Genomic DNA, 25,968 nt, shown 5'->3' with positions numbered 1-25,968 from the left:
CGCAGATCGGTGACGTGATAGCGCTCGTTTGATTTCAGAGCCTCCACCGTCTCCTGCGGTAACGACACTCCGAAACGGCCGGCCTCACGCAGCAATCCGAGAAAAACTCGCTCCGATCGCGGCGCGAGCGCCTGCAACTCTTTCGACGTGAACATCGGATCGCAGGTGTCGCCTGCGCGCTTCAAGAGGATCATTTCCCCGCTGACCAGATAGAAGCCGCACGTCTCCTGCGCAGCACATGCGGTCAGGAATTGCGGGTCGATGCGCCGCACAGCAGCGCGGTCGAGCTTGCTGTCGACGTAGCCGAGATGCGGCCAGGGTCCGAGACTCATTGGTTTTTGCATGTCAGGCTATGTCGAGTTCCTGTTTCATCGCGCGCACGAACCGATCCATCGCCGTGGGCTCATAGTCCGTCGGCTCTGCTGCGCCCCAAATCGGCTTCGGCCAGGCCTTGTCGGTCTTGTAGCGGGCGATGATGTGGACATGCAGCTGCGGAACCGCATTGCCCAATGCGGCGACATTGAGCTTGTCACATTGCGTGGCGGATTTCAGGCCGCGGCTGGCGCGCGCGATTTCGCCGATGAGCTGCGCCTGGCCCTCCTCGTCGAGGTCGATGATCTCGACAATGTCCGGCCGCCGCGGAACCAGGATCAGCCAGGGGTAATTGGCGTCCTTGGCAATCAGGGCCCGCGACAGCGGAAAATCGCCAAGTTCGACGGTGTCCCGCGCAAGTTGCGGGTGCAGCGACCATCCGTCCAAATTCATCTGAATGTCCAGGAAGTTGCGGGGAGCGGCAGGTTATCACCTCCACGGCCGTTTTGCTTGCTTTCGGCGCGGGGAGGCCCGATATAACGGGCGGGAGGTTGGCGGTGGGCGAGCCACTCGCCAACCGGGTCAGGTCCGGAAGGAAGCAGCCCTAACGAGCTCCGGTTCGGGTCGCTTGTCAGCCTCCCACCCCTTTTTTCGCATCGACTGAGGTGTCCGGGCCGCGCCGGCGCCGCGAACCCGGAAGCGCCAGACGCGCATGAGCGAAACCGGCAAACAGCCAACGGTGGACGCCGCGCCTCAAGGCGCCGGCGGCTACCGCGTGCTGGCGCGCCGCTACCGGCCGTCGACCTTTGCCGATCTGATCGGCCAGGACGCCATGGTCCGCACGATCTCGAACGCGTTCGAGACCGGCCGCATCCCGCAAGCCTGGATTCTCACCGGCGTCCGCGGCGTCGGAAAGACCACGACCGCCCGCATCCTCGCGCGCGCGCTGAACTATCAGTTGGCGGACGGCACGATCAAAGGCCCAACCGTCGACATGCCGGTGATGGGCGAACACTGCCAGGCGATCATCGAGAGCCGCCATATCGACGTCATCGAGATGGACGCCGCGTCGCACAACAGCGTCGACGATGTGCGCCAGATCAACGATGCGGTGCGCTACGCGCCGGTCAGCGCGCGCTACAAGGTCTATATCCTCGACGAAGTTCACATGCTGTCGACCGCGGCGTTCAACGCGCTGCTGAAGACGCTCGAGGAGCCGCCGCCGCACGCGAAGTTCATCTTCGCGACGACCGAAATCCGAAAGGTGCCGATCACGGTGCTGTCGCGCTGCCAGCGCTTCGACCTGCGCCGCGTCGACGGCGACCTCCTGGTGCGTCATCTCGATGGCATTGCGAAGAAGGAGAATGTCACCGCCGAGCCCGAGGCACTGGCGCTGATCGCACGCGCGGCCGAAGGCTCGGTCCGCGATTCGCTGTCGCTGTTCGATCAGGCGATCGCGCATGCGGCTGGCGAGGTCCGCGCCGAGGATGTGCGTCAGATGCTTGGTCTGTCAGATCGAGCACGGATCGTCGATCTGTTCGAAATGCTGCTGAAGGGCGATGTCGCCGCGGCTCTGAAGGAGCTGCGCGACCAATACGATTCCGGCGCCGATCCTGCCGTCATTCTCTCCGATCTTGCGGAGTTCACCCATTTCGTGACGCGGGTGAAGCTTGTCCCGTCCGTTGCCGACGATCTGTCGCTGAGCGAGGCCGAGCGCGTGCGCGGCAAGGCGTTCGCCGCTCAGCTTTCGATGCGGGTGCTGTCTCGGACCTGGCAAATGCTGCTGAAAGGGCTCACCGAGGTGCAGCAGGCCGGACGCCCTGTGGCAGCGGCCGAAATGCTGTTGGTGCGGATTGCCTACGCCGCCGACCTGCCGACGCCTGACGAGGCGATCCGTGCATTGGCCAACGGCAATGGGGTGTCGGAATTGTCAGCGATGTCAGCGCCTCGCGGCAATGGCGGCACCGCGACAATGTCGTTTGCTGCGTCATCGGCGCCCGCGCAAGTCATTGCGCCTCGCGGCGATCTGCCGCGCAATGGACCGCGCGCCATGGCCGCGCCTGCTTTGGGCACAGTACCGCGTCCTGCGGAAGCCGAAGCTGCGCCGGTCGTAAGCATCGGCTCTTTCGAAGAGCTTGTTCAGCTCGCCGCGGAAAAGCGCGATCTGCGAGTGAAGACCGCGCTGGAGCGCGATGTGCGGCTGGTGCGCTGCGAGGACGGCAAGCTCGAAATTGCGCTCGAGCCCGGCGCTGCGCAATCGATCGTCAACGAACTGCCCGGCAAGTTGAAGATGTGGACCGGCCGGCAATGGGTGGTGGTGCTATCGCGCGAAGCCGGACAACCCACCCTGAAGTCCCAGATGGACGCACGGGAAGCCGAATTGAAACGCGGCGTGCGCGCCGATCCGCTCGTGCAGGCCGTGCTGGAACGGTTTCCCGGCGCGGAGATCGTCGCGGTGCGGACGCGCGAGATGGATGCCCTGCCGCCCGAGACCGATCCGCTTCCCGATCCGTCCGACGATTACGACAACGAAAACGAAAGGTAGGACATGGCCGATTTCATGGGCATGATGAAGAAGGCCGCGGAACTGCAATCCAAGATGCAGTCGATGCAGGCCGAGCTTGAGGCCGTCGAAGTCGAAGGCGTCTCCGGTGGCGGCGTGGTGAAGGTGACGCTGTCCGGCAAAGGCGATCTGCGCAGCGTTAAGGTCGACGACTCGCTGATGAAGCCCGACGAAAAGGAGATCCTCGAGGATCTTCTGGTGACGGCCCATGCCGACGCCCGCAGGAAGCTCGAAGATGTCATGAGCGAGAAGATGAAGGCGCTCACGGGCGGACTGCCGTTGCCTGGCGGATTCAAACTGCCCTTCGGCTGACGCACAGCAACGATGGCTGACGACGATTATCTGATCAGACCCGATCCGCTTGATCCGCGGTTGACCGAGCGTGTGCGCGGCGTCGATCAGACCGGCGCCGAGATCGAGACCTTGGTCACCGTCGAGCGGCCATTGACGATCTTCCTGAATTCGCAGGAGATCGTGACCGCGATGACCATCGGCGATCATCCGGATTATCTGGCGATCGGATATCTGCTCAATCAGAACATGCTGCAGCCGGACGATGTGGTCACCGGCGTCGATTACGATGAGGAATTGCAGGTCGTGGTGGTGCGCACCGAGCGCGCGACCGATTACGAGGAAAAGCTGAAGAAGAAGGTACAGACTTCGGGCTGCGCGCAGGGCACGGTATTCGGCGATCTCATGGAGGCGCTGGAAAATGTCACGCTGCCCGCGGCGCCCTTGCGGACCTCCTGGCTCTACGCGCTGACGCAGAAGATCAACACCACGCCGTCGCTCTATCTTGAAGCCGGAGCGATCCACGGATGCGTGCTCGCGCAGGAGGATCGCCCGCTGGTCTATATGGAGGATGTCGGACGGCACAATGCCGTCGACAAGATTGCCGGCTGGATGTTCCAGGAGAAGGTGCCGGCGCACGACAAGATCTTCTACACCACTGGTCGGCTCACCTCCGAAATGGTCATCAAGACGGTGCGCATGGGCATTCCGATCCTCGTCTCGCGATCCGGCTTTACCGCATGGGGAGTCGAGCTCGCGCGCAAGGCCAATCTCACGTTGATCGGTCGCGCGCGCGGCAAGCGCTTCACCGCGCTTGCAGGCCTCGACCGCATCGTGTTCGACCAAGACCTCGCCTATGTCGAGGAGGAGAGCGCGAAGCATCGGCGCAAGGCCGCGATGCATGAGGACTAGGTTATTTCCTCATTCCGGGGTGCCGCAAAGCGGCGAACCCGGAATCCAGTTCCTTTGCTCGCGCGCCTGGTTTCCGCGTTGCTTCACTTCGCTCGGTCCCCGGAATGACTGAGAAAGATTATCCCAAAACCCTCGGTCTCGTGCTCGCCGGCGGCCTCGCGCGGCGGATGGGAGGCGGCGACAAGGCGCTGATCGAGATCGGCGGGCGCACGATTCTCGACCGGGTCCTGAGAACGATCGCGCCGCAATGCGACAGCATCATTCTCAATGCGAACGGCAATCCGGAGCGCTTCGCGCAATTCGGATTGCCGGTGGTGGCGGATGACATTCCGGATTTCGCCGGGCCCCTCGCCGGAATTCTGGCGGGCCTCGATTGGGCGGCGGCGCACCGCCCGGACCTGCAATGGATGGTAAGCGTGCCCGGTGACTGTCCGTTCCTGCCGGCGGACCTCGTTGTGAGGTTGCACATCGCACGCACCGAGGCCCATACGCCACTCGCCTGCGCCAAATCCGGCGATTGGCGGCACCCCGTGGCCGGGCTCTGGCCGGTGGCATTGCGCGCGGACCTGCGGCGCGCCCTGGTGGATGAGGATTTGCACAAGATCGAGGTCTGGACTGCACGGCACGGCATCGCCATCACAGAATGGCCCGACCGGCCGCTCGACCCGTTCTTCAACGTCAACACGCCAGAGGACCGCGACCGCGCCAACGATATTGCGCTGCAAAAGCGCGGCGTTCCGTCCGCTTGATGGACTGCCCGCTCCTTAGTATTGCAATAGCTACAAAGGTTGCTCCGGGGGAGATCGGGACCATGAAAAGCTTTATCGCAGCCTGCGTTGCCCTCGTCGTCATCGCGGCTTGCGGCTGGCTCGTGCTCGAGCGCTATCAGGAGCCGGTGGCGGTTGCCTACACCACGAGCGGAGTGCGGCTCTGATCGCGTCCTTGCGCTGACGCTCAGCCGATCAGCGAGGCATAGGGCAGAAATCCGACGGTCGAGCCCGGCTCGACCGTTGTCGTATTTTCGGAGAGTTCCACCAGCCCATCGGTTTCGGTCAGCGAGGTGAGGACGCCCGCGCCTTCCTGCCGGTGCTTGTGCGCTTCGATGACGCCGTCCGCGCCGCGCCGCAGCGCCACCCGCACATATTCGCGACGTCCCTGTTTCTTGCGATACCCAAAGGCCGCGCGCACCGGCAGCGGCACCAGCAGCGGCGGGTTGGCGCCGGAGAGTCGCATCAGGAGCGGACGAACGACGCGCACGAATGTGACGAACGCCGCCACCGGATTGCCGGGCAGGCCGACAAAGGCCGCGTTCACACCCTGAGAGCCGGATATGACGCCCATCGCCACCGGTCGTCCCGGCTTGATCGCCACCCGCCAGAACACCAGGCTGCCGACCGCCTCGACGGCGTCGCGCACATGATCGGCTTCGCCGGTCGAGACCCCGCCGGAGGTGAGAACGAGGTCGTGGTCGCCTGCGGCTTCCTTCAGCGCGGGCGCAAGGTGTGCCGGATCGTCCGGCAAGATCCCGAGATCGGTGACGCTGGCGCCGAGCGCCTCGATCAATCCCGCAAGCAGCGCGCGGTTGGCATCGTAAAGCTGCGCGCGCCCGAGCGGACGGCCCGGCTCGGTGAGTTCATCGCCTGTCGAGAACAGCGCAACGCGAATGCGCCGGCGCACCGAAAGCCCGGTCAGGCCAAGCGCCGAGGCGAGCGCCACATCCGCGATCGACAGCACGCGCCCGGCCGGTAATGCGATGGAGCCGGCAGCAATATCTTCACCGGCAAGCCTGCGATTCGACCCAGGTTTCAGGCCCGGCGGAACGATCACGCGGCCGTCTTCCGCGCGGACATCCTCCTGCATGAACACCGTGTCGGCCCCCTCCGGCATCGGCGCACCGGTGAAGATGCGGATGGCGCTGCCGGGCGCGATCGGATGGCTCGCGGCACGCCCCGCGGTGATGCGATCGGCGACGATCAGCGTCGTATCGGTGTCCGGATTGAGATCGGCGTGCCGCACGGCGTAACCGTCCACCGCGGAATTATCGAATGGCGGCAGGTTGATCGGCGCCCTGACATCGTGCGCCAGCGTGCGGCCACGCGCGCGGAGAAGCGGAACCGTCTCGATCTCCGGCACCGGATCGATGCGATCGCGAATGATCCGCTCGAGGTCGTCAACCGGCAGCAGCGGCCCCGAAAACGCGAAGCAATCGTCGGTCAGTTGCGCCATCAGACGGTGTCCGCCTGTTCCTTGACGCGCTCGATCGGGATCGCCTTGGCGAGCAGAAGATCGGCAATCGCCTCGATATCGTTCAGGTCCACCACAGGCACCTTGGCTGCGGGGAGCGGTAGGTCGGACGCGATCGCCACAATCCAGCGATCGTCAGGATGAAGTAGCGGCTTGCCATTCCCGCTGCGATGGATTTCGAGCTTCGGAAAGCTTTCGCGCTTGAACCCCTCGACCAGAACCAGATCGACCTCGGACAATTTCTCCAGCAGGGCCGGCAAAGGCGGTTCGGGCGCTCCGCGCAGCTCGTGCATCAGGGCCCAGCGATTGCCCGAGATGACAAGCACCTCGGTGGCGCCCGCCGAACGATGCTCGAAGGAGTCCTTGCCGGGGCGGTCGACATCGAAATTGTGATGGGCGTGCTTCAGGGTCGACACTCTTTTGCCGCGCCCGGTGAGGCACGGAATGACCTTGGTCAAAAGAGTGGTCTTGCCGGATCCGCTCCAGCCGGCGAGTCCGATGATGCGCATACCGGCCTTCTACAGCAAAGCGCCCGGCGGGGGTACCGCCGGGCGCTTTAGATTGGATCGGACGGGAGCTATTCGGCCGGCGTGGCGCGGGCCGCCGGAGCAGTCCCGGCAAGGCGGCCCTGTTCTTCCTCAAGCCACAGCGCGTGATGCTCGCGGGCCCAGTTCACGTCGACCTCTCCGGTCCCCATGGCCTCGAAGGCGCCCTCCATGCCGATGGTGCCGATATAGATGTGCGCCAGCATGGCAGCGACGAACAGCACTGCGACGATGCTGTGGACCATCTGTGCGGTCTGCATCCCGTTCACCGTCAGGTCGCCATAGAACGGGAACATCAGCAGATAGCCCGAGATCGCGGCCGCCGAGCCGCCGAGCACAACGATCCAGTAGATCATCTTCTGGCCGGCATTGAACCGATAGGCCGGCGGATGGTCGTCGCCGACGATGCCGCCGCCGCGCTTCACCCATTCGACATCCACACGGTTGGGAATGTTGCCACCGACCCACATCAGGAAAATCAGAACGACACCGATGGTGAAGGGGAAGCTGACGAAATTATGCGCGTATTTCGCCGCCTCGGACCAGGTCGTGAACGCTTCCGGCGACATCAACGGCAGCAGCAGCGGACGCCCGAAGGTAATGTTGAGGCCGGTCAGAGCGAGGATGATGAAGCAGGTCGCGGTCATCCAATGCACGAACCGCTCGAACGCATTGAACCGCACGATGGTGCGGCCCGAGCGTCCGCTCTTCAGCCGAACCATGCCACGGATCAGATAGAAGGCGATCAGGACGACAAGCATGCCGAGAATGGCGATGCCACCGATCCAGCGCAACGTCACCTCGTGAAAGTGCCGCCAGTTTTGACCCGCCGGCTGGATCAGCACGCCTTCCTTCTTGTCCGGAATGCTGACCCGGCCCTGAATGCGCTGCAGCTCCTGCAGCAGCTGGCCTTCCTGCACCGCGCTCGCAGTCGGATTGACCGAGCCGTCCGGGTTGCGCACCTGCGCCGTTGCGGGCATTGCGAAAGCCACAACGAGCAGCAAGATCAAAGCGCCGGCGAATGTCTGCATCGTCCTTTTGAGCGTCGACATCCCCATCTCCTCTTTTTCGTATCGTTAGGGCGAACCACGGGATGTCCCCGCGGTCCGTCTCACGCGGGTCAGGACGCGATGGTTTCCTTGTAGGCTGTCTTCCAGCCCCAGGCGCCGGAGCCATAGCCGCGACGCACCACACGCTCTTTGTAGATCTGGGCGATGATCTCGCCGTCGCCGGCAAGCAGCGACTTGGTCGAGCACATCTCCGCGCAAAGCGGGAGCTTGCCCTCGGCCAGGCGATTGGAGCCGTATTTCTGATATTCGGCGACGGTGTAGTCGTTGTCCGGTCCGCCGGCGCAGAAGGTGCACTTGTCCATCTTGCCGCGGGAACCGAAATTGCCGACGCGCGGATATTGCGGCGCGCCGAACGGGCACGCGTAGAAGCAATAGCCGCAGCCGATGCACAGATCCTTCGAGTGCAGCACCACGGCATCGGCCGTCGTGAAGAAGCAGTTCACCGGACACACCGCCGCGCACGGCGCGTCGGTGCAATGCATGCAGGCCATCGATACCGAACGCTCGCCCGGCTTGCCGTCATTGATGGTGACGACGCGCCGCCGGTTGATGCCCCACGGCACCTCGTGTTCGTTCTTGCAGGCGGTGACGCAAGCGTTGCATTCGATGCAACGATCGGCGTCGCAAAGAAATTTCATACGAGCCATGGTTGCGTCTCCTTAAGCCGCACGAACCTGACAAAGGGTGGCCTTGGGCTCTTGCATGCCCGTGACCGGATCGTAGCCGTAGGTCGTGAGCGTATTCACGCTTTCGCCCAAGACGACCGGGTCGGTCCCCTGCGGATAGTTTCCGCGTTGATCCTCGCCCTGGAACCATCCGGCGAAGTGGAAGGGACACCAGGTCACGCCCCTGCCGACCCGCTCCGTCACCAGCGCTTTCATGCGGGCCTTCGAACCGTACTCGGCGCCGGTCACCCAGACCCAGCTTCCGTCGGTGATGCCGCGCTCGGCCGCATCCGCCGGATTGATTTCTATGAACATGTCTTGCTGCAGCTCGGCGAGCCACTTGTTGGATCGCGTTTCTTCGCCGCCGCCCTCGTATTCGACCAGACGGCCGGAGGTGAGGATCAGCGGGAACTGCTTGGCGATGCCCTTGTCGACAGCCGCCTTCTGCACGTCGAAGCCGAGATTGGGCACCCGGAACTGCCGTGCGTTCGGCAGCGTCGGATACTTCGCCACAAGCTCGGGCCGCGGCGTATAGATCGGCTCGCGATGCACCGGCACCGCGTCCGGAAGGCCGAACGCATTGGCGCGCGCCTTGCCGTTGCCGTAGGGGATGCAGCCGTGTTCGATCGCGACGCGCTGAATGCCGCCCGACAGATCGATCGACCATGCCACAGCGTCCGGGTTGTTCGGATTGATCTTGTTGATGATCTCCAGCTCGGCTGCGGTGAGATCCTTGTCCCAGCCGAGCTTCTTCAGAACACCGAGGGTGAATTCCGGATAGCCGTCCTTGATCTCCGAATCCTTGGAGTAATAGCCGTTACCGAGCAGGCTGACCTTGCGGGTCGTGCCGTCGGGCAGCTTCTCCTCGCGCTCCAATCCGAAGCGAGCCCGGAAGGTGCCGCCGCCTTCCTTCACCGAGAGATTGGTGTTGTACAGGATCGGCGTTCCCGGATGCTTGAACTCGGGCGTGCCCCAGCATGGCCATGGCAGACCGTAATAGTCGCCCTTCGCCGGACCGGACGTCGCACGCTGTGTCAGCATGTCGAAGTCCTTCTGGTTGGCCATATGCATCTTCAGCCGCTCGGGCGACTGGCCGCAATAGCCGGTCGACCATCCGCCGCGGTTGATTTCGCGAAGGACGTCCTCGGCCACTGGCATGTTGTTTTCGACCTTGATGTTCTTGAACATCAGATCGGCAAAGCCGAGCTTCTTGGCGAGCAGATAGTGGACCTCAAGGTCGTCTTTGGATTCGAAGATCGGCTTGACGATCTGTTCGCCCCACTGGATCGCGCGGTTGGAGGCCGTGCGGGAGCCCGCGGTCTCGTAGCTGGTCGCAATCGGAAGAAGATAGGTGTTGTTCTTCCGCTTCGGCGCCAGCGCCGCCCAGGTCGTGGGATGCGGATCGGCGACGACAAGCAATTCGAGCTTCTCGATGCCTTCCTGCGCCTTCGGCATGCGGGTGACGGTGTTGCCGCCGTGCCCGAACACCATCATCGCCTTGATCAGATCCTTCTGCGACACATCCTTCTTGTCGGAGAGGGTCGCATCGAACCACCGCGTCGAGGGGATGCCCGGCGTGTACATCATCTTGACCGGCTTGCCGTCGGCACCGGTAATGGTGTCGAAACGCGAAGCCATCCAGTCGAAATCGACTTCCCAGACCCGGCACCAGTGCCGGTAGGCGGCTTCGGTCAGGCCGTAGTAAAGCGGCAGCGTCACGATATCGAGGCCGAGATCGGTTGCGCCCTGCACATTGGTGTGGCCGCGGAAGATGTTCGCGCCGGTGCCCGACGAGCCGACATTGCCGGTGGCGAGCAGGATGGTGCAGAACGCGCGCACGTTTGCCGTTCCGACGGTGTGCTGGGTCGCGCCCATGCACCAGATCAGCGTCGCCGGCTTCTGCGTCGCGAACGTGGTTGCGATCCGCTCGAGCTGCGCGGCCGGCACGCCGGTCACGCGTTCGGTCTCCTCCGGCGTCCACTGCTCGACCGCCTTGCGGACGTCGTCCATGCCGTAGACGCGCTGCTCGATGAATTGCTTATCCTCAAGGCCCTTCTTGAAGATGATGTGCAGCATGCCCCAGACCAGCGGGATGTCGGTGCCCGAGCGGAAACGCACATATTCCGTCGCATGCGCTGCCGTCCTGGTCATGCGCGGGTCGCACACGATCATGTTGGCGCGATTCATCTCCTTGCCTTCGAGGATGTGCTGCAGGGAGACGGGATGCGCTTCCGCCGCATTCGAACCGATGAACAGGATCGTCTTCGAATTGCGGATGTCCGTGTAGGAATTGGTCATCGCGCCGTAGCCCCAGGTATTGGCCACGCCGGCGACGGTCGTCGAATGGCAGATGCGCGCCTGGTGATCGGAGTTGTTGGTTCCCCAGAATGCCGCCATCTTGCGGTTCAGATAGGCGCCTTCATTGGTGAACTTGGCCGAACCGAGCCAGTAGACCGAGTCGGGCCCCGACTTCTCGCGGATCTCGAGCAGCTTGTCGCCGATCTCGTTGATCGCGGTATCCCACGAGATCCGCGTCCACTTTCCGTCGACCAGCTTCAACGGATATTTCAATCGGCGGTCGCCATGCACGAGTTCGCGCGTTGCCGCACCCTTGGCGCAATGCGATCCGCGGTTGATCGGCGAATCCCATCCCGGCTCCTGACCGACCCACACGCCGTTCTGCACTTCACCGATGACCGTGCAGCCCACGGAGCAATGCGTGCAGATATTCTTGCGAATGGTGATCGGAGCGCCGCCCGGTTGACCGGCAGTCGCGCCAGCCGCTTCAGCCTTGCGCACGCCGGCAAGCGGAACGGCGCCGATGGCTGCAAGACCACCGGCGACGAGACCGGAGCGCCGGAGGAAGGTTCGGCGATTGAGACCACCTGCGGAATTGTTTGAAAGCTGGGCGGCGAGTTGGCCGCGGCGCTTTTCGCGTTCTGTCCTTTTGATCAGCACGGCGTTGCCTCCCTTACTTCGCACCCGGATAGCGGTTGACACGATAGTATGTCTGCACTTCCGGAGAATTCGGCTTGTAGCGGGCCTTGCGCTTCTCATCGTTGCTTTCGGTATCGGCGAGAGCGGGCGTTGCAATCGGGGCTGCGGCCGTTACAGCCACGCCCGCGCCTGCACCCAGCGCGCGCAGAAAATCGCGGCGACCGACCGGCGTCTTTCGGTGTTCTGTCATTGCCGTCTCCTCCGTTGTCCCTCGCTAAAGTGTCGCCTGCCGTCAGGACGGCAGCGCAAACGCCTCGGCTTCGATGTCGATAAAAACACGGCCGAGCGTGCCGACCTTGCGATAGAAGTTCGCTTCTTCGGCGCGCTCGAGATCGGCGAAGAACCGTCCGATCCATGGCGCCATGTGATTTTCGAAGATCGTCTTGTCCCGGCCAGGTGGCGCGGGAAACGTTCCGTCTGCGATGCCGGCCATGATCTCGCACAGGATCGCGGCGTGATCTTCAGGCTCGGCGTTGCCTTCGGCACGTTCGATGCCGAGTGCGTTCAGATCGTCGCGCAGACGTGCGAGCGGCCGCTCGTGCAGGAAGCCCGTCAGGTAATACGATCCGTAGGGCAGCAGCTCGCCGCGCCCGACCCCGATAAAGAGATTGAAGAATTCGCGTTCGACCGCGGTGGCTTTTGCCTCGGCTGCGGCCTCTGCAAGCGCAATATGGGCGATGCCCAGCGGCGACATGTCGCCGCGCAATGTCGCAATCTTCTTCAGGAACGCCGCATCCGGTGCGCGCGCGAGCAGCGCGGCGAGCAACCGGTATTCCTGCGCACGGGCGATGTCCGTCTCGTCGATGTCTGATGATGGCGGAGTCGCGTCGCCGTAAAGGTCCGGTCGGAGAACAGTGCGGCTGACGTTGGTCGCCTGCTCAACGGCAATCACCCGCTCCGCGGGCACGCGATCCCAATTGGAGACCGATGGCTGCGAAATTCCAATCCGGCGCGCCAACTCACTGACGCCACCAGCTGCGCGGATCGCTTGATCGAGTCCCGGGTCGCGCATTCTAACGTTCTGGTTGTATGCCAAAAAAAACGGCACATGCGCCTTCTTGGAGGCGCTCCAAACAATAGGTCGCAACATTGGAATGGGTCAATAGTCCGCGGCTATAGGCAGCCCCGAATCGCTGCGGAAAGTTTGCCTATTGTGGCAACGCTCGACCGCGGCGCCGCATTGGACGCGGCAAATCATGAGGCGCGACTTGTTGCGTCGCAGCATCGACATGCATTGTTGCATCGTCGCCATGCTCTGCGGAGGACAGCTCGCCGTTGTCCTGCGCAATTTCCCGGCAGTCCGGATTGTCGGTGTCTGCAGCTTCGGGCACAGGGCCTTCCGCTGCCTCCGTGGCGGCATTCGTTGCGTCCGAGCCAGCATCCGGTTCGGCCTTCGCCAGGGTAGCCTCACTTTCCTTGCGATCCTCTCCACCGAACACCTGAGCGAGAAGGCGCTTCGCATCTGCGGGATCGAGGGCGCCGAATCCGGGCACTCCGTCGGGAGCGGTAAAGTCCCAGGCGTTCTCGGAAAGCCCGACAAAGTCCCGGATGGCGGGATCGGCCGCCCAGGCGCGGCGAAGCGCCGCACGCGACAGAGCGGTCGGCACGCCGGGCTGCAGGAAGCTGCGGATGTCAGTGTCCGGCCCGATCGAATCGAGGGACGGCAGCTTCGACAAATCGAAAACGTCCGTTTTCTCTGCCGTGTCCGCAGCTTTCGGTGTTGCAGGGAGCTGCTGCGCCGTCTCGGCCGCCGCTTCAGGCGGCCCGGAAACCTTGTCGTCCAGCCGCTCTTCGTTCTGGATCTGCCGTTTGCGACGCGACCAGCGCGTCAGGAAATCTTCGGGTTCAGCCATTGCCCTGTCCCTGACCGGGATGCCCGCGTCGGCCCAGAGCGTCCGGATTGGCGCGGTCACGCTTGCGCTTGAAAAAGGTCTGCTCGACATGGTGTTCGGCAACGAACGCTTCCAGCGTTGCCCGTATCACATCCGGCATGTCGACCGTGTCCACCAGGTTGGCCCCTGTCTCGGTCTGCGCTTCCCCTTCCGTCGGGTCGGCGGTCACTTTGAACAGCGCGTAAGGAGGATCGGATTCAGTCGGCGTCAGGATGACCCATAACTTGCCGTCGCCCAGCAGGTTGTCGCGATAATTTCCCGTGTCTGACGTGTAGAGTTCGATCGCGGTGCTGCCGGCATAAAACGAAGCGCGTTCGTCGTCGCCGGAGAGCTTCGTCCAGGGCTCTGCTTCGGGAGCGCCCACGAGCACCGCGCTTGGCTGCCAGATATAGTCGATCCACTGGCTCTCCGCCTTGATGCGATCCACGATCACAGCAACCGGAATATGAGCGAGCGCGGCCATTACGACACCGTTTCCATGTGACGCACCGGCAATCCGCCGATCAGATTTTGCGGCTTCATCCGGAGAACCTTATCAGGCGACATGGCGAGAATGAGATAAACCGGTTCCTTGCCGACCTTTTCGATCACGACAGACGGGTCACGGAAGGTGAGGCGAAACAGGCCGACCACGCGTTGTCTTGCAGCGTCATCGAGTTCCTCGCCATGCCACAAGGCATCGCCGATTTTTGTCGCGTCGGCATCGAGGCCAACATACCAGGCGAGATTGACATCACGCATTTCGGAAAGCGGCTCGATCACAACGTCGACCGCGAGCAGATGCGCAACCCAGCGTGACAGCGCCTGCGCCAGCGCTTCGAGGCCACGGCGGCCCGCGGTGAGATCGATCGCGGTGTGAAACTGGTCGCTGTGTTCGAAGTAATGCGTCGCATTGTCGTCGTTCATGACGTCGATATCGGCCTGCGCCGGAATTCCCAGCATCGACACGAGGGGCGAAACCGGCGTTGTGCCGATCCCGCCGATGGTTTCCTCGTCGGCAGCGATCAGTGAACCCTCATGCAGCGTCAGCCGCTGCGGCCGGAAAAACAATTCGGCGGCGCGCAGGACGTATGGATCTTCGCAGTCGTCGAGCGCATTGCGCAGGATCACATGGACAAGCTGGTTGATGAAAATCGGCGGGATCTTTCCCGCGCCGTTTCGAACAAGATCGAGGTAGGCAGCTTCGAGCGTCGGATGGCGCAGCAGATGATCGCGAAACGCGAGCATGAAGGTCCAGTTCTCGCGCGCATCGGCGTCGGCGATCGCCGCGATGTCCTGGGGTGACACAATACGCCGCGGATCCGCCATCAGGCTGGCATACAACGCTCTTTCCGCCTCACAAGCATCTTCAGGCGGCACCAATTCCGGCCGAGCCAGATAGATCTTCAGAAAATCGTCGGTCACCAACAGCCCGCCACTGTCGTCGCGATCCAGCAGATGGTGCCCGCAAGCGAGCCAGAAATCCTTCATTGGCGCTCTCCCTGCGCGAGCGTCATCAGATCGACGCGTTCGCCGGGTTCTTCGTCTTCGCCCTCAATATCGTGGAATGAAAAGGCGCGAAATGCCTTGCGATCCGCGCGCGGCTTCAACGTGCGGAAGGCTTCGCGGATGTCGCCGGCTTCCACGGTGCGATGAAGCGCGACCAGCGTGCCGGCTTCATGATTGCAGAGCGATTCCGCAAAGGTCAGTTCCTCGTCGGCGGCAGCGCGGGCGCTGTCCATGTCCGGAGCGCCGAATTGCTCCATCAGATGCCGCGCAAGTTGGTCGAGTGCCGTCGCGCGATCCTGCGCATCGGCTTCGACGATCTGCACGAGTGTCGACCAGCCGAACGAGGACAGGCCGAGAAAACCGGCGCGAAACGCGGTTCTCGACTTGCCCTGCAGGACTGAAGGTTCGACGTCGCCGAACATGAATGTCCCGGTCACCGCGAATTCGCCGGGATCGGCGGCCCGTTCGAACACGAACGTGTCGGACGGATCGAGCTGGATCGTCTTGAGCAGCTTCACAGACGCGGCCCTCCTGTCTTCGGATCGAGCCAGGAGGGCGTTGCCAGGAGCGGCATCAGCTGTCGCCTCTCCGCCTCTGCCTTGCCGATGCGACGGATCAGAAGGTTGCCGTTTTCATCGAGAGAGCGGCGATCCTTTTTGTCCTCTGGCGGCGCAAGGTGCCGGAGATAGCTCGTCGTGACCGCCGGGAAACCTCGCTCCTGCCATGAATCCAGCATGACCATGAGATGGCGTGCGAAAGACTCCATCAGGCGCTCGGCGCCGGACTCGGTAAAGCCTTCATCTTCCAGTGCTGCGCTGAGCGGATGCAGCCCTGCATCGACACCGCTCATTGACACCAGCCGGATCATCGCGCCGAACACCAGCCAGGCGGGCGGCTCGTTCTCGTTGGCATCCGCGGGCCACGCGAATTGACCGCCCCCGACCAAGCCGCCATTGACGCGGACCGCGTCCGGCCATTCGATCCGAATGTCGGTTTCAGGCGGCGCATGAGCCGTCAGCGTATCCGCCAGGGCGGCCATACAGGCGATGAAGCTGCGGCGCGCAAGCGCCAGCGGCTCGTCCGGTTCCAGGACCACAGCAAATTCCGCCAGATCGAAGCGGCCGACAAACACGAGAGTGCCCGCACCCTCGTCGGCGGCGTTTTGTTTCGCATGCGCGAAGGCGTCTCCGACCTCGCGCAAGGTGACGAGGCGGAACGGGGGCGGCAGGCGGATATCGGCGTCAGTGAGCATCGTTTCCCGGGACCGGTCGGGTATTGGCCCGGACCTTACTTTTTGTTTGGACCAATTATAGGTTTTGTCTATGTGCATATAGCATCGTCACATCGGGTGACGAGTCCGCTGGCAATTGGGGCGCGGAAACGGAGACGCAATGGGCGATAACAAACGTCGCATCCTGGTGTGCTCGTGCGAGGACACGATGCCGCTCGATGTCGACACCATCGCCAAAGCCTGCCCCGGCGCAGACATTGTCTCGGGACGGCAATTCTGCCGGTCGGAACTTGAGCGGTTCCGTGCATTGTTGCCCGACGGCGGAAACCTGACGATTGCCTGCACGCAGGAAGCGCCGGTCTTCGAGGAAGCGGCTGCCGAGAGCGGCGATTGCGCGCTCGAATTCGTCAACATTCGCGAAAATGCCGGCTGGTCGAACGAGGCTGCCAAGGCGGGTCCGAAGATCGCTGCACTGCTTGCGGCGGCGGCCGAGCCGCTGCCCGCTGTGCCTTTTGTCGGCCTGGAAAGCGATGGTGTGATCCTGATCTATGGCCGCGACGAGCGCGCCATCGAGGCCGCGGAGCTGCTGAAGGATCATCTCGACGTCACGGTGCTCATCACCAGACCGCAGCAGCTCGCACCTTTGCGCAAGACCGAGTTCCCGTTGGTGCGCGGCACCATTCGCGCCGCGAAAGGCTGGCTCGGCGCATTCGAACTGACGGTCGACGACTACGCCCAGCCTGCGCCCTCTTCACGGCGTGAGCTTGTCTTCGGCACGCCACGAAACGGCGCGGTGTCGAAATGCGACATTGTGCTCGACCTGTCCGGCGGCGCAGCCTTGTTCCCGGCTTCCGACCTTCGCGAAGGCTATCTGCGTGCCGATCCGGGCGATCCGGCCGCGGTGCTGCGCGCGGTGATGAAAGCGCGGGATCTGACCGGCGCCTTCGACAAACCACGCTACGTGACCTACGACGCCGACCTCTGCGCGCACTCGCGCTCGCGCATCGTCGGCTGCCGCCGCTGCCTCGATCTGTGCCCGACCGGCGCCATCACCCCGGCAGGCGATCACGTCGCCATCTCCGCGGAAATCTGTGCCGGCTGCGGCCAATGCGCCGCCGCCTGTCCCACCGGCGCGGCAAGCTACGCGCTGCCGTCGGCCGATGCATTGATGCGCAAACTGCGCGTGCTGCTGATGACGTATCGTGAGACCGGCGGGCGCAATGGCGTGATCCTGTTCCACGATCAGGCGCATGGCGCGGAGATGATCGACGCGCTTGCGCGTTACGGCGCCGGTTTGCCGGCGAACGTCATTCCCGTCGGCGTCAACGAGATCACGCAGGTGGGCGTGGAAGCGATTGCTGCTGCCATGGCGTACGGCGCGACGGCTGTGCGCTTCCTGTTGCGGGCGCAGCCGCGTCACGACATCATCGGATTGCAACAAACGATCGCGCTCGCCGAACCCATCCTGGCCGGGCTCGGATTCGGAACGGAGCGCAGCGCAACGATCGAGACCGACAATCCCGATGTCTTGGGCGACATGTTGCGCGCGATCCCGCCTGCTCCGGCGCGCAGCGGACAAGCGAGCTTCCGGCCCGCCGGCGGCAAGCGCGACATTCAGCGGCTCGCCTTGCGAGAGCTGCATCGTGTGGCGCCGCAGCCTGTCAACGTGATCGCGCTGCCGCAAGGCGCGCCGTTCGGGGCGGTCGAGGTCAACGCTGCGGGCTGCACGCTGTGCCTCTCCTGCGTATCGGCGTGCCCGACCGGTGCAATGTCGGCCGATCCCGACCGGCCGATGCTCAAATTCACCGAGGACGCTTGCGTCCAGTGCGGATTATGCGCGGCGACCTGTCCGGAAAAGGTAATCACACTGACGCCGCAGATCGATTTCCGCGCGGCAACGGCCTCGCCGCGGATCATGAAGCAGGAAGATCCGTTCGAGTGCATCCGATGTGGCAAGCCGTTCGGCGTCAAGAGCACGATCGAGCGCGTCACCGCCAAGCTCGAGGGCAAGCACTGGATGTTCAAGGGTCAGGCGGACCGGCTGGACGTTCTGAAGATGTGCGAGGATTGCCGCGTGATTGCAGTGTCCGAGCAGGCCTTCGACCCGTATGGCAGTGGCATTCCCGAGCGTCCCAAACCGCGGACCGCGGAGGATTATCTGCGCGAGGCGGACGACAAGCCGCGCGGTTGAAGCGATCCGGTTGAGTTGGAATTGCATCGCTCATTTTTGTCATGCCCCGCGAAAGCGGGGCATCCAGTAAACTCTTGAAGCAGTTGTTTTGACTGGATCGCCCGCTTTCGCGGGCGATGACCATTGGAGGGCGACTGCTTCTGTAAAAGCCGAATGTGCTCGAAAGCCTATCGTGCTGTCGCCTTCTTGAGAAAGTCGGTCAGCGCCTTTCGATCCTCGGCCGATCCGATCGTCTGCTCCGGCATTTTGGTGCCGGGCGTATAGGCGTTGGGGCCAATCTCGAACAATTTCGACACCGTCTCCGGGGTCCACACGATGTCGAGCTTCTTCAACGCTTCGGAAAAATCGTAGCCCGGCAGCGTCGCAATCTTGCGGCCGAAGATGCCGGCAAGGGTTGGCCCAGCACGATTTCCTTCATCGGCGGACAGGGTGTGGCACGCGATACAGGCCCGGTACACTTCCGCACCACGGTCTCCCGCATAAGCCGCGAGCGGATCGCTCGCTTCGGTGAGCGGGACCGCTCCGATGTGCTCGCCGGTTTGCGCATTCCACCGTCTCACCATGCGATCGGCACCGCCGGTGAGCAGCGTTTTGCTGTCGGGGAAGAAAGCAACCGACCACACAGGCAAACCCGGACCGACCAGCGTGCGCGACACCGCGCGTGTCTTGCGGTCGATGAGCGCGACCGATCCGCGTATTCCCGCAGCCGCCACAAGCGTCCCATCGGGCGACGCTGCAAGGGAGATCACCGGCGTTTCGCCAACTTCGGCTTCGCCAACCTGTTGGCCCGAGCTTGAGAGAAAATAGACCCGGCCATTTGCTCCCGACGCGATGATCTCGCCATCCGGCGCGACCGCCACCGCATTCAATGCGGTCGGCAGCGTCACGACGATCGGCGCGCCGTTGCCGTCGAGCGGCCAGATCCGCAATGTCGCGTCATAGCCGGCACTGATGAGCGTCTTGCCGTCCGGCGCGAATGCCACGCCATTGACGTTTTGCGTGTGACCCTCCAGCACGCGAGGCGCGCCCGACTCCACCGGCCAGAGCCGCACGGTCCGGTCCCATGAGGCCGAGGCCACCGTCCTGCCATCCGGCGACACGGCAAGCGCAACGATTGGCGCGGTGTGCCCCTTGAAAATCCGCTCGGGCATCGGCTGACCGGGCTTCCACAAAGCGATCGCGCCGTCTTCGCCGCCTGTCACGATCCGTCCGTCCTTGAGAAAGGCAACCGCATTCACGGCACTTTCGTGAAAGCGCAACACCTGCTCCGCCGCATTGCGCGACAACGACCATCGGATCGCCGACGTGTCGAAGCTTCCGGAGATTGCGGTGGTTCCATCGGGCGACACCGCGACCGCGCGCACCGGTCCGCCATGTCCCCGCATCTGTGCATCGGCGGAAGCGCAAGCGAGTGTTGCCAGAGCAAAGGCGAGCGCGAAACGAACGAACATGCAAGGCGTTCCGGACTTCAGATCCCGGCTTCTCGCCGGGACGCAGGTCAAATGCTGACGAACGTTAGCCTCTAACGTTAGTCGTCTGCAGGCTTCATGCCCAGCGACCGGATTCGGTTCCGTGTTGCTTCATCGCGCAGGACATCTCGGAACGCCTTGACCGCGGGCCGGTCTCGCCAGTTTTCGACCATGATGAAGTCATACTCTTCCGGCGCGACAGGGATGAAGCCAAGACCGTAGAGACGCGCGACAGGCTCGATCGCAAAGCCCCAGTCGGCACGACCCTGCGCGATCGCCGCCGCGACGGCGTTATGGGACTTCGGCTGATTGGTATAGCCGGGCGGACGCGCGCCCTTCAGCCTTTCATCCATCAGCACACGCGTGCCAGATCCCGCGTTGCGGTTCACCATCAGGCAGGACGGATCGGCGAGCGCAGCCGCCATCGCATCGCTTGCAGTCTTGCCCTCGAACCGCGGATCGCCCTTGCGATACAGGAAACCTTGCGAACGCTCCCATCCCTTGAGAAGCGACAGGCCCGGCTCGACGAGATGCGTATTGTATTGGCCGGTTTGCGGATCGATCAGATGTACCGGAGCGATATCGCATTCGCCGCGACGCGCCGCGGCGACGCCGCCGAGGCTGCCGACGGCAATCACGCGCGCATAAAAGCCGCGATCGGCAAGCGCTCCGACGACCACATCCAGCGCGACGTCATGGCTGCCCATGATCACGAGATCCGGGACACGCACGTCCGCGCTGATCAGCGTGACGTCGGTCGTCGTTTCAGCGTCGATCGCACTCGCGAGCGCGTCGATCTCGATGAAGCCGTCCGCCTGCGAGAAGGCCGTGACCGAGCCCGATCCTTTGGCCGAGGGGAAAGCGATCATGCCGTCCTCGCCTTGCACCAGAGCGACCAGCGCGAACTCCTTGCGTCCGAGCTCGGAGGGAACGCGCATCGGAATGCGCGCCTGGACCTTGCGCGAATGCTCGGCGGGCAAACCGGCCAGCGCCCGGATCACCGGCGCGACGAAGGCGTGGAAGGTGAAGATCGCGGAGGTCGGAAATCCCGGCAGCACCACCACCGGCTTGCCGTCCGCGACCGCAAGGCACAACGGCTTGCCAGGCTTGAGCGCGACGCCATGCACCAGGATGCCCGGCTTGCCGAGCGAAGACACGATCCGGTGCGACAGATCGCCCGCGCCTTTTGACGTGCCGCCGGACAGCACCAGCATGTCGTTTTCGGCCAGCGCCTTGTGCATTGCAGTTGCAAGGGCTGCTTCGTCATCGGGAAACGCGCCGTATGGGACAGCCTCGCCGCCGGCCTCGGTCACCGCCGCAGCGACGATTGCACCATTGCTGTCATAGATCCCCGCGGGCCGCAGCGGTTCTCCGACCGGCACGAGCTCATCGCCGGTCGAGAGCACGGCGACCTTTGGCCGCCTTATGACATCGACCTGCGCGATGCCGCAGGCCGCGAGCATGCCGATTTCGCGCGACCCCATCACTGTACCCTTGCGTAACAAGGTTTCGCCGCGTGCGATATCCGAGCCGGTATAGGAGATGAATTGTCCGGGCGCGACTGCCCGACGGATTTCGATCGCGGGAGAAGACGGATCATCGATCAGCTCGGTGTACTCGATCATGATTACGGCGTCGGCGCCGCGCGGGATCACGCCGCCGGTGGCGAGCGCGGTCGCGGTGCCCGGAGCCACTTCGATCTGCGGCGCATGCCCGCAGGCGATCACTTCGGAATTGAGCGCAAGACGGCGCGGCGCGTTGTCCGTCGCGCCGATGGTATCGGCCGCACGCACCGCAAAACCGTCGACACCTGAACGATCGAACGGCGGAACATCGATCGGCGCCGCGACATCATGCGCAAGAACACGGCCGAGCGCCAATGCGAGTGACACGCTCTGACTGCCGCACGGCGACAAGTCGAGATGTTGTCGAAAACGCTTCGTCGCCTCTTCGGCAGAGACGACTTCCAGAAACTGCTCTTGTCGCGCGGCCCGCCGCACGGCATCGATCAGCGCTTGGTCCGGCTTGGTCGGGCGGCTCACGGCAGCGCCCTCATCTCGATTGTAGTGCCGGCCGGATACCCCTCACTCTCCGCCGGAACCAGCATCCAGCCATCGGAGCGCGCCATCGACTGCAGCGACAGATAACCGCTCGCCAGCGGTTCGACACCGACACCGTCGTTACGAAGCGGGACGACCTCGGCAAGCCCTATGGTCGATGTGACCTTTCGCGTCAGCGTCGCTTTGGCCGCGACATCGCGCGAGGATGCGGCCGTGAGCCGATCGACCAGCGGCTTGCCGATCGTCAACCAGCAGGCCAGAACCGCATCGATCCGGCCCGGCATGAGCAACACCGGCCGGCCACTCGCCATACCGATCGCCGATGTCTCGCCGGGTGCGAGCCCGATCCCGTGGTATGTCACGACGCCCGCGCGCGACAATGCGATGACTGAGCGGTCGTCACGTCCTGCGCCCGTCCCCCCGATCGCAATGATCGCGTCGCTTGCATCGTCGCGCAGAGAAGTCTCGAGATCCGACGACACTTTGACCAGGGCGCCCGCGGTTGAGGCCACGCGCACGACGAAATCAGCCGCCGCTCGCAGCTTTTCATCGTCCGGGCGCGTGTTGACGACGTGAAGCCGCACTTGCCGGACGGAAATTTCGGAGATTTGCGCAGACGCAAGGATGGCGATGTCGCTTGCGCGCAATCGCGTCCCGGCGGCGCACAGCAATGAATTTGCCTCTGCGTCTGCCGTAGCCGGCAGCACGCCTTCGCCGGGCGCGACTGGCGCCGTGATTTGCATCAGCCCGCCCATCAGGGTCACCGCATCGAGTGACGCGACAGCATCGGTACCGCCAGGCAGCGCTGCAAATGCGTCGACGCGTTCCGGCGGAGGCTGCAATGTCAGCGGCGCATAAGGACCAGCATCACGCGTTGCATCGGACGAAACCGCCCAGCCGTCGCGCGCCGCCAGTGGCTTTGACGGCAACGCCTCTGTTGCAATGAGGTCGGCAGCAACGACACAACCCTGCGCATTCGCCAGCGCGGTCACGCGCGGCGCAACGGGTTCAATTCGCGCGATCGATGCGAGGACATCCGCAAGCGGTGTCAGGCGCGAAATGCGCTGATGAGATGCTGTGTCCGCATTCATGGTTGCGTTTCTGGCGAACCGGCCATACTGGGTCAAGCGACTGAAATACTTGTTGGTTCTCGGCCAAGCGAACGATCTCGTGGCATAGCCTGAGCCTATGGGGATGAGCGAAAAAACCATCAATCTGCGGGGGCTGAAATGCCCGCTGCCGGCGCTGCGGACCCGCAAGGTTTTGAGCGGTCTCGCGGCGGGCGATGTCATTTTGGTCGAATGCACCGACCCTCTGGCCGCGATCGATATTCCGAACCTCATCAATCAGACCGGAGACGTGCTCGAGAGCACCGAACGGTCTGAGGACGTGCTGACATTCCGAATTCGCAAGGCCGTCCGCCGGATGCCCGGGACAAGTTGAATTTGTGCGCGGCTTCGGGGATTGTCGCGACCCTGCCCCCTCCGGAGCTCACCCCTTGCCGGTCTCGCCGAAAAGTCCTCGCGCCTCCACAGCCCTTGCCAGGTTTACAGTGCTCGATTTGACCCGGGTCCGGGCGGGGCCGACATGCGCGCGCCAATTGGCGGATTGGGGCGCCAACGTGATCAAGATCGAGGCACCGGAGCGCCTGGAAGGCGGCGATCCGATCGGCGGCGCGCGCCATGGCGCGGATTTTCAGAATTTGCACCGCAATAAGCGCTCGATCACTCTCGACCTAAAGAGCGAGGCCGGCCGGGCAGCACTGCTAAGGCTCGTGGAACAGGCAGACGTCGTGATCGAGAACTATCGTCCGGACGTCAAAAGACGCCTGAGGATCGATTATCCGGACCTGAAGGCCATCAATCCGCGCATCGTCTATGCCAGCATCTCGGCCTACGGCCAGGACGGCCCCTATGAAAAATGGCCGGGCTTCGACCAGATCGCGCAGGGCATGGGCGGCATCATGTCGGTGACGGGACTGCCCGGGCAGGGACCGGTCCGGGCCGGCGCCGCGGTCGCCGACATGGCGGCCGGCCTGTTCGCGGCGCTGGGCGTCCTCACCGCGCTCCTCGAGCGCGAGCAGTCGGGCGAAGGTCAGTTTATCGAGACCTCTCTCCTCGCCGCGCAGATCTTCCTGCTCGACTTCCAGGCCGCACGCTGGCTGATCGACAAGGAGGTGCCCGGCCAGGCCGGCAACAACCATCCGACCAGCGTGCCGACCGGCGTCTACAAGACCAAGGATGGCCACATCAACATCGCCACCACCGGTTCACCGACATGGGTGCGCTTCTGCAAGGCGATCGAGGGCGAACATCTGATCGAGCATCCGGACTATGCGACCAATGCGCTGCGGCTGAAGAACCGCGACGCGCTGAACGCCGACATCGAAAGGACGCTTGCGAACGACACCAGCGCAAACTGGATCGAGCGCTTGAACGCGGCGGGTGTCGCCGCCGGTCCGATCTACAAGATGGATGAGGTATTCGCGGACAAGCAGGTCCAGCATCTTGGCATCGCGACCGACATGCAAACGCCTGACCGCGGCACCCTGCAAGTCATCCGCCAGCCATTCACCATGTCGCGCACGCCGAGCACGATCGCAATGCACACGCCGGAGCGCGGCGAACATACAGACGACGTGCTGACCGAGTTCGGCTTCAGCAAGGACGAGATCGAGGAGTTGAAGAAAGCGGGCGCAACGTAGCGCGAAACCAACCCGGCCTCATGGTGAGGAGCATCGCGAAGCGATGCGTCTCGAACCATGGGGCCGCCCTCGTCCTTCGAGACGGCGCTTCGCGCCTCCTCAGGATGAGGGCGGACATGGCACTGTAACGATACTAGCGAACGAAGCAGCAAAGGACTCCGTGAAATGACCGACAAGATGCTCTCGCGCAAGGACGGCGGAGTCGGCTTCCTGATCTTCAACAATCCGGAGCGGCACAATGCGGTGTCGCTCGAGATGTGGGCCGCGACGCGCGACATTCTCGACAGCTTCCGTAACGATCCGGAGATTCGCGTCGTCGTGTTGACCGGCGCCGGCGGCAAGGCCTTCGTGTCCGGGGCCGACATCTCGAAATTCGGCGCCGAGCGCTCGAGCGAGGAAGCCGTTGCGAAATACAACGCGACGACGGAACAGGCGTTTTCCGCCGTGCATGACTTCCCGAAGCCGACCATCGCGATGATCCGCGGTTATTGCATCGGCGGCGGCATGGCGCTCGCCACCTGTTGCGACATCCGCATCTGCACACCCGGCTCCAGATTCGGCATTCCAGCCGCGAAGCTCGGCCTTGGCTACGACCACAAGGGCATCGCGCGGTTGATAAATGTGGTCGGGCCGTCCTTTGCGAAGGAAATATTCTTCACGGCCCGGCAATTCGACGCCGAAGAGGCGCGGATGATGGGCTTCGTCAATCGCATCGTGCCCGACGAGGAACTGGAAAGCTACGTCAAGGATTACGGCAGCATGATCTCGGCGAATGCACCGCTGACGATCGGCGCCGCGAAGCACGCCATCGGCGAATTGCTGAAGGACGCCGCCGAACGGAACATGGACAGCGTGGTCGCCGCGGTGCAGCGCTGCTTTGACAGCAAGGATTATGTCGAAGGGCGCACCGCCTTCATGGAAAAGCGCAAGCCTGTATTCACGGGGCAATGAAGGTTGCGTGGCATTCAAAAGCGCCTCGGCTTCTTTCATTTCGTGAAATGCGCGCCCGGGGCGCACGAGTGGCCGTTCTCCGTCAAAGCTGCTAAGACGCGCGCGACCAATCTCAATCCGTCATCCCTGATGTCCGGTAGAGCGGCGTTCAAGGGCGGCGGTCGTGACGTTGGCCGCTCATCCATCGAGGTCCGCTTCGCTCGCACTTCACAGTGACAAGCCGAACAAGACGTAAGGATCCTTCATGTATACCGACCTTCAGCTTTATATCGACGGAGAATGGCTGGGCGGCGCGGGCCGCAAGGGCGAAGAGGTGCTGAACCCCGCCACCGGCAAGTCGCTGGGCACGCTGCCACATGCCAGCAAGGCTGATCTCGATCGCG

At 63.5% G+C, this 25,968-nt stretch carries 25 protein-coding genes, 1 other RNA gene and 1 pseudogene; 10 read left to right on the top strand and 17 right to left on the bottom strand.

Annotated features, from left to right (window positions below; genetic code table 11):
- Both VN004_RS05260 and VN004_RS05255 read right to left on the bottom strand, forming a co-directional pair.
- A pseudogene (locus VN004_RS05260) lies at positions 1-344 on the bottom strand (NADH pyrophosphatase); the annotation flags it as partial.
- 1 nt (position 345) lies between these two features.
- Complete coding sequence (locus VN004_RS05255; RefSeq protein WP_325607714.1) at positions 346-765, bottom strand: HIT domain-containing protein; 420 nt, start codon at positions 763-765, stop codon at positions 346-348.
- Between the two features lie 93 nt (positions 766-858).
- Between VN004_RS05255 and ffs the strand changes: the two genes are divergently transcribed.
- The 6 genes from ffs to VN004_RS05225 all read left to right on the top strand — a co-directional run bounded on the left by ffs (position 859) and on the right by VN004_RS05225 (position 5,012).
- Positions 859-955, top strand: an RNA gene (gene ffs, locus VN004_RS05250) — signal recognition particle sRNA small type.
- Between the two features lie 69 nt (positions 956-1,024).
- Positions 1,025-2,857 carry a DNA polymerase III subunit gamma/tau gene (locus VN004_RS05245; protein WP_325607712.1) on the top strand — a complete coding sequence of 611 codons (1,833 nt, stop codon included), beginning with the start codon at positions 1,025-1,027 and terminating at the stop codon, positions 2,855-2,857.
- Positions 2,858-2,860: 3 nt separating this feature from the next.
- Positions 2,861-3,187, top strand: coding sequence for a YbaB/EbfC family nucleoid-associated protein (locus tag VN004_RS05240; protein ID WP_325607710.1), 327 nt, complete (start codon positions 2,861-2,863; stop codon positions 3,185-3,187).
- 12 nt (positions 3,188-3,199) lie between these two features.
- Positions 3,200-4,078, top strand: a complete 879-nt coding sequence (locus tag VN004_RS05235; RefSeq protein ID WP_325607708.1) for a formate dehydrogenase accessory sulfurtransferase FdhD — start codon at positions 3,200-3,202, stop codon at positions 4,076-4,078.
- A 104-nt stretch (positions 4,079-4,182) separates the two neighbouring features.
- The gene (mobA, locus tag VN004_RS05230; RefSeq protein WP_325607706.1) at positions 4,183-4,827 is read left to right on the top strand and encodes a molybdenum cofactor guanylyltransferase MobA; all 645 of its coding nucleotides are present in this window, start codon (positions 4,183-4,185) and stop codon (positions 4,825-4,827) included.
- Positions 4,828-4,889: 62 nt separating this feature from the next.
- The gene (locus tag VN004_RS05225) at positions 4,890-5,012 is read left to right on the top strand and encodes a hypothetical protein (protein WP_325607704.1); all 123 of its coding nucleotides are present in this window, start codon (positions 4,890-4,892) and stop codon (positions 5,010-5,012) included.
- A gap of 20 nt (positions 5,013-5,032) precedes the next feature.
- Here the strand turns inward: VN004_RS05225 and glp are convergent, their stop codons facing one another.
- The 12 genes from glp to VN004_RS05165 form a co-directional block, all read right to left on the bottom strand.
- Positions 5,033-6,304, bottom strand: coding sequence for a gephyrin-like molybdotransferase Glp (glp, locus tag VN004_RS05220; RefSeq protein WP_325607702.1), 1,272 nt, complete (start codon positions 6,302-6,304; stop codon positions 5,033-5,035).
- On the bottom strand, positions 6,304-6,831 hold the full coding sequence (mobB, locus tag VN004_RS05215; RefSeq protein ID WP_325607700.1) for a molybdopterin-guanine dinucleotide biosynthesis protein B: 528 nt from the start codon (positions 6,829-6,831) through the stop codon (positions 6,304-6,306). Before mobB ends, glp begins: the two co-directional genes overlap by 1 nt.
- A 68-nt stretch (positions 6,832-6,899) precedes the next feature.
- Positions 6,900-7,919, bottom strand: a complete 1,020-nt coding sequence (locus VN004_RS05210; protein WP_325607698.1) for a formate dehydrogenase subunit gamma — start codon at positions 7,917-7,919, stop codon at positions 6,900-6,902.
- Between the two features lie 68 nt (positions 7,920-7,987).
- On the bottom strand, positions 7,988-8,584 hold the full coding sequence (gene fdh3B, locus VN004_RS05205) for a formate dehydrogenase FDH3 subunit beta (protein WP_325607697.1): 597 nt from the start codon (positions 8,582-8,584) through the stop codon (positions 7,988-7,990).
- A gap of 12 nt (positions 8,585-8,596) precedes the next feature.
- Positions 8,597-11,560, bottom strand: coding sequence for a formate dehydrogenase subunit alpha (locus VN004_RS05200; RefSeq protein WP_325607695.1), 2,964 nt, complete (start codon positions 11,558-11,560; stop codon positions 8,597-8,599).
- Positions 11,561-11,573: 13 nt separating this feature from the next.
- A complete protein-coding gene (locus VN004_RS05195; protein WP_325607693.1) occupies positions 11,574-11,789 on the bottom strand; it encodes a twin-arginine translocation signal domain-containing protein in 216 nt (71 codons plus the stop codon).
- 42 nt (positions 11,790-11,831) lie between these two features.
- Positions 11,832-12,611 (bottom strand): Cro/CI family transcriptional regulator, encoded by a 780-nt coding sequence (locus VN004_RS05190; RefSeq protein ID WP_325607691.1) that lies wholly within the window; start codon positions 12,609-12,611, stop codon positions 11,832-11,834.
- A gap of 136 nt (positions 12,612-12,747) precedes the next feature.
- Entirely contained in the window at positions 12,748-13,452 is a 705-nt protein-coding gene (locus VN004_RS05185; RefSeq protein ID WP_325607690.1) for a DUF3306 domain-containing protein, read from the bottom strand.
- Positions 13,445-13,954 (bottom strand): DUF3305 domain-containing protein, encoded by a 510-nt coding sequence (locus tag VN004_RS05180; protein ID WP_325607688.1) that lies wholly within the window; start codon positions 13,952-13,954, stop codon positions 13,445-13,447. Before VN004_RS05180 ends, VN004_RS05185 begins: the two co-directional genes overlap by 8 nt.
- Complete coding sequence (locus tag VN004_RS05175; RefSeq protein WP_325607686.1) at positions 13,954-14,961, bottom strand: DUF6352 family protein; 1,008 nt, start codon at positions 14,959-14,961, stop codon at positions 13,954-13,956. The genes VN004_RS05180 and VN004_RS05175 overlap by 1 nt, the downstream gene beginning before the upstream one ends.
- The gene (locus VN004_RS05170; protein ID WP_325607684.1) at positions 14,958-15,497 is read right to left on the bottom strand and encodes a DUF6505 family protein; all 540 of its coding nucleotides are present in this window, start codon (positions 15,495-15,497) and stop codon (positions 14,958-14,960) included. The genes VN004_RS05175 and VN004_RS05170 overlap by 4 nt, the downstream gene beginning before the upstream one ends.
- Positions 15,494-16,231, bottom strand: a complete 738-nt coding sequence (locus tag VN004_RS05165) for a biotin/lipoate--protein ligase family protein (protein ID WP_325607681.1) — start codon at positions 16,229-16,231, stop codon at positions 15,494-15,496. Before VN004_RS05165 ends, VN004_RS05170 begins: the two co-directional genes overlap by 4 nt.
- A 187-nt stretch (positions 16,232-16,418) precedes the next feature.
- Between VN004_RS05165 and VN004_RS05160 the strand changes: the two genes are divergently transcribed.
- A complete protein-coding gene (locus VN004_RS05160; protein ID WP_325607716.1) occupies positions 16,419-18,401 on the top strand; it encodes a 4Fe-4S dicluster domain-containing protein in 1,983 nt (660 codons plus the stop codon).
- A 167-nt stretch (positions 18,402-18,568) separates the two neighbouring features.
- Here the strand turns inward: VN004_RS05160 and VN004_RS05155 are convergent, their stop codons facing one another.
- The 3 genes from VN004_RS05155 to VN004_RS05145 form a co-directional block, all read right to left on the bottom strand.
- Entirely contained in the window at positions 18,569-19,852 is a 1,284-nt protein-coding gene (locus tag VN004_RS05155; RefSeq protein ID WP_325607679.1) for a c-type cytochrome, read from the bottom strand.
- Between the two features lie 77 nt (positions 19,853-19,929).
- On the bottom strand, positions 19,930-21,912 hold the full coding sequence (locus VN004_RS05150) for a molybdopterin biosynthesis protein (RefSeq protein ID WP_325607677.1): 1,983 nt from the start codon (positions 21,910-21,912) through the stop codon (positions 19,930-19,932).
- Positions 21,909-23,021 carry a molybdopterin-binding protein gene (locus tag VN004_RS05145; protein WP_325607675.1) on the bottom strand — a complete coding sequence of 371 codons (1,113 nt, stop codon included), beginning with the start codon at positions 23,019-23,021 and terminating at the stop codon, positions 21,909-21,911. The genes VN004_RS05150 and VN004_RS05145 overlap by 4 nt, the downstream gene beginning before the upstream one ends.
- Before the next feature lie 103 nt (positions 23,022-23,124).
- Here VN004_RS05145 and VN004_RS05140 point away from each other — a divergent pair, with 103 nt between their 5' ends.
- The 3 genes from VN004_RS05140 (at position 23,125) to VN004_RS05130 (ending at position 25,585) form a co-directional block, all read left to right on the top strand.
- Positions 23,125-23,373 carry a sulfurtransferase TusA family protein gene (locus tag VN004_RS05140; RefSeq protein WP_325607673.1) on the top strand — a complete coding sequence of 83 codons (249 nt, stop codon included), beginning with the start codon at positions 23,125-23,127 and terminating at the stop codon, positions 23,371-23,373.
- A gap of 55 nt (positions 23,374-23,428) precedes the next feature.
- A complete protein-coding gene (locus tag VN004_RS05135; protein ID WP_325607671.1) occupies positions 23,429-24,634 on the top strand; it encodes a CoA transferase in 1,206 nt (401 codons plus the stop codon).
- 165 nt (positions 24,635-24,799) lie between these two features.
- The gene (locus VN004_RS05130) at positions 24,800-25,585 is read left to right on the top strand and encodes an enoyl-CoA hydratase (protein WP_325607669.1); all 786 of its coding nucleotides are present in this window, start codon (positions 24,800-24,802) and stop codon (positions 25,583-25,585) included.
- The last annotated feature ends 383 nt before the right edge of the window (positions 25,586-25,968 follow it).

The sequence above is a fragment of the Pseudorhodoplanes sp. genome (assembly GCF_035565855.1).
Taxonomy (GTDB): Bacteria; Pseudomonadota; Alphaproteobacteria; order Rhizobiales; family Xanthobacteraceae; genus Pseudorhodoplanes.
Note: the sequence above shows the minus strand (reverse complement) of the source record. Positions and strands in the feature narration are given on the sequence as shown.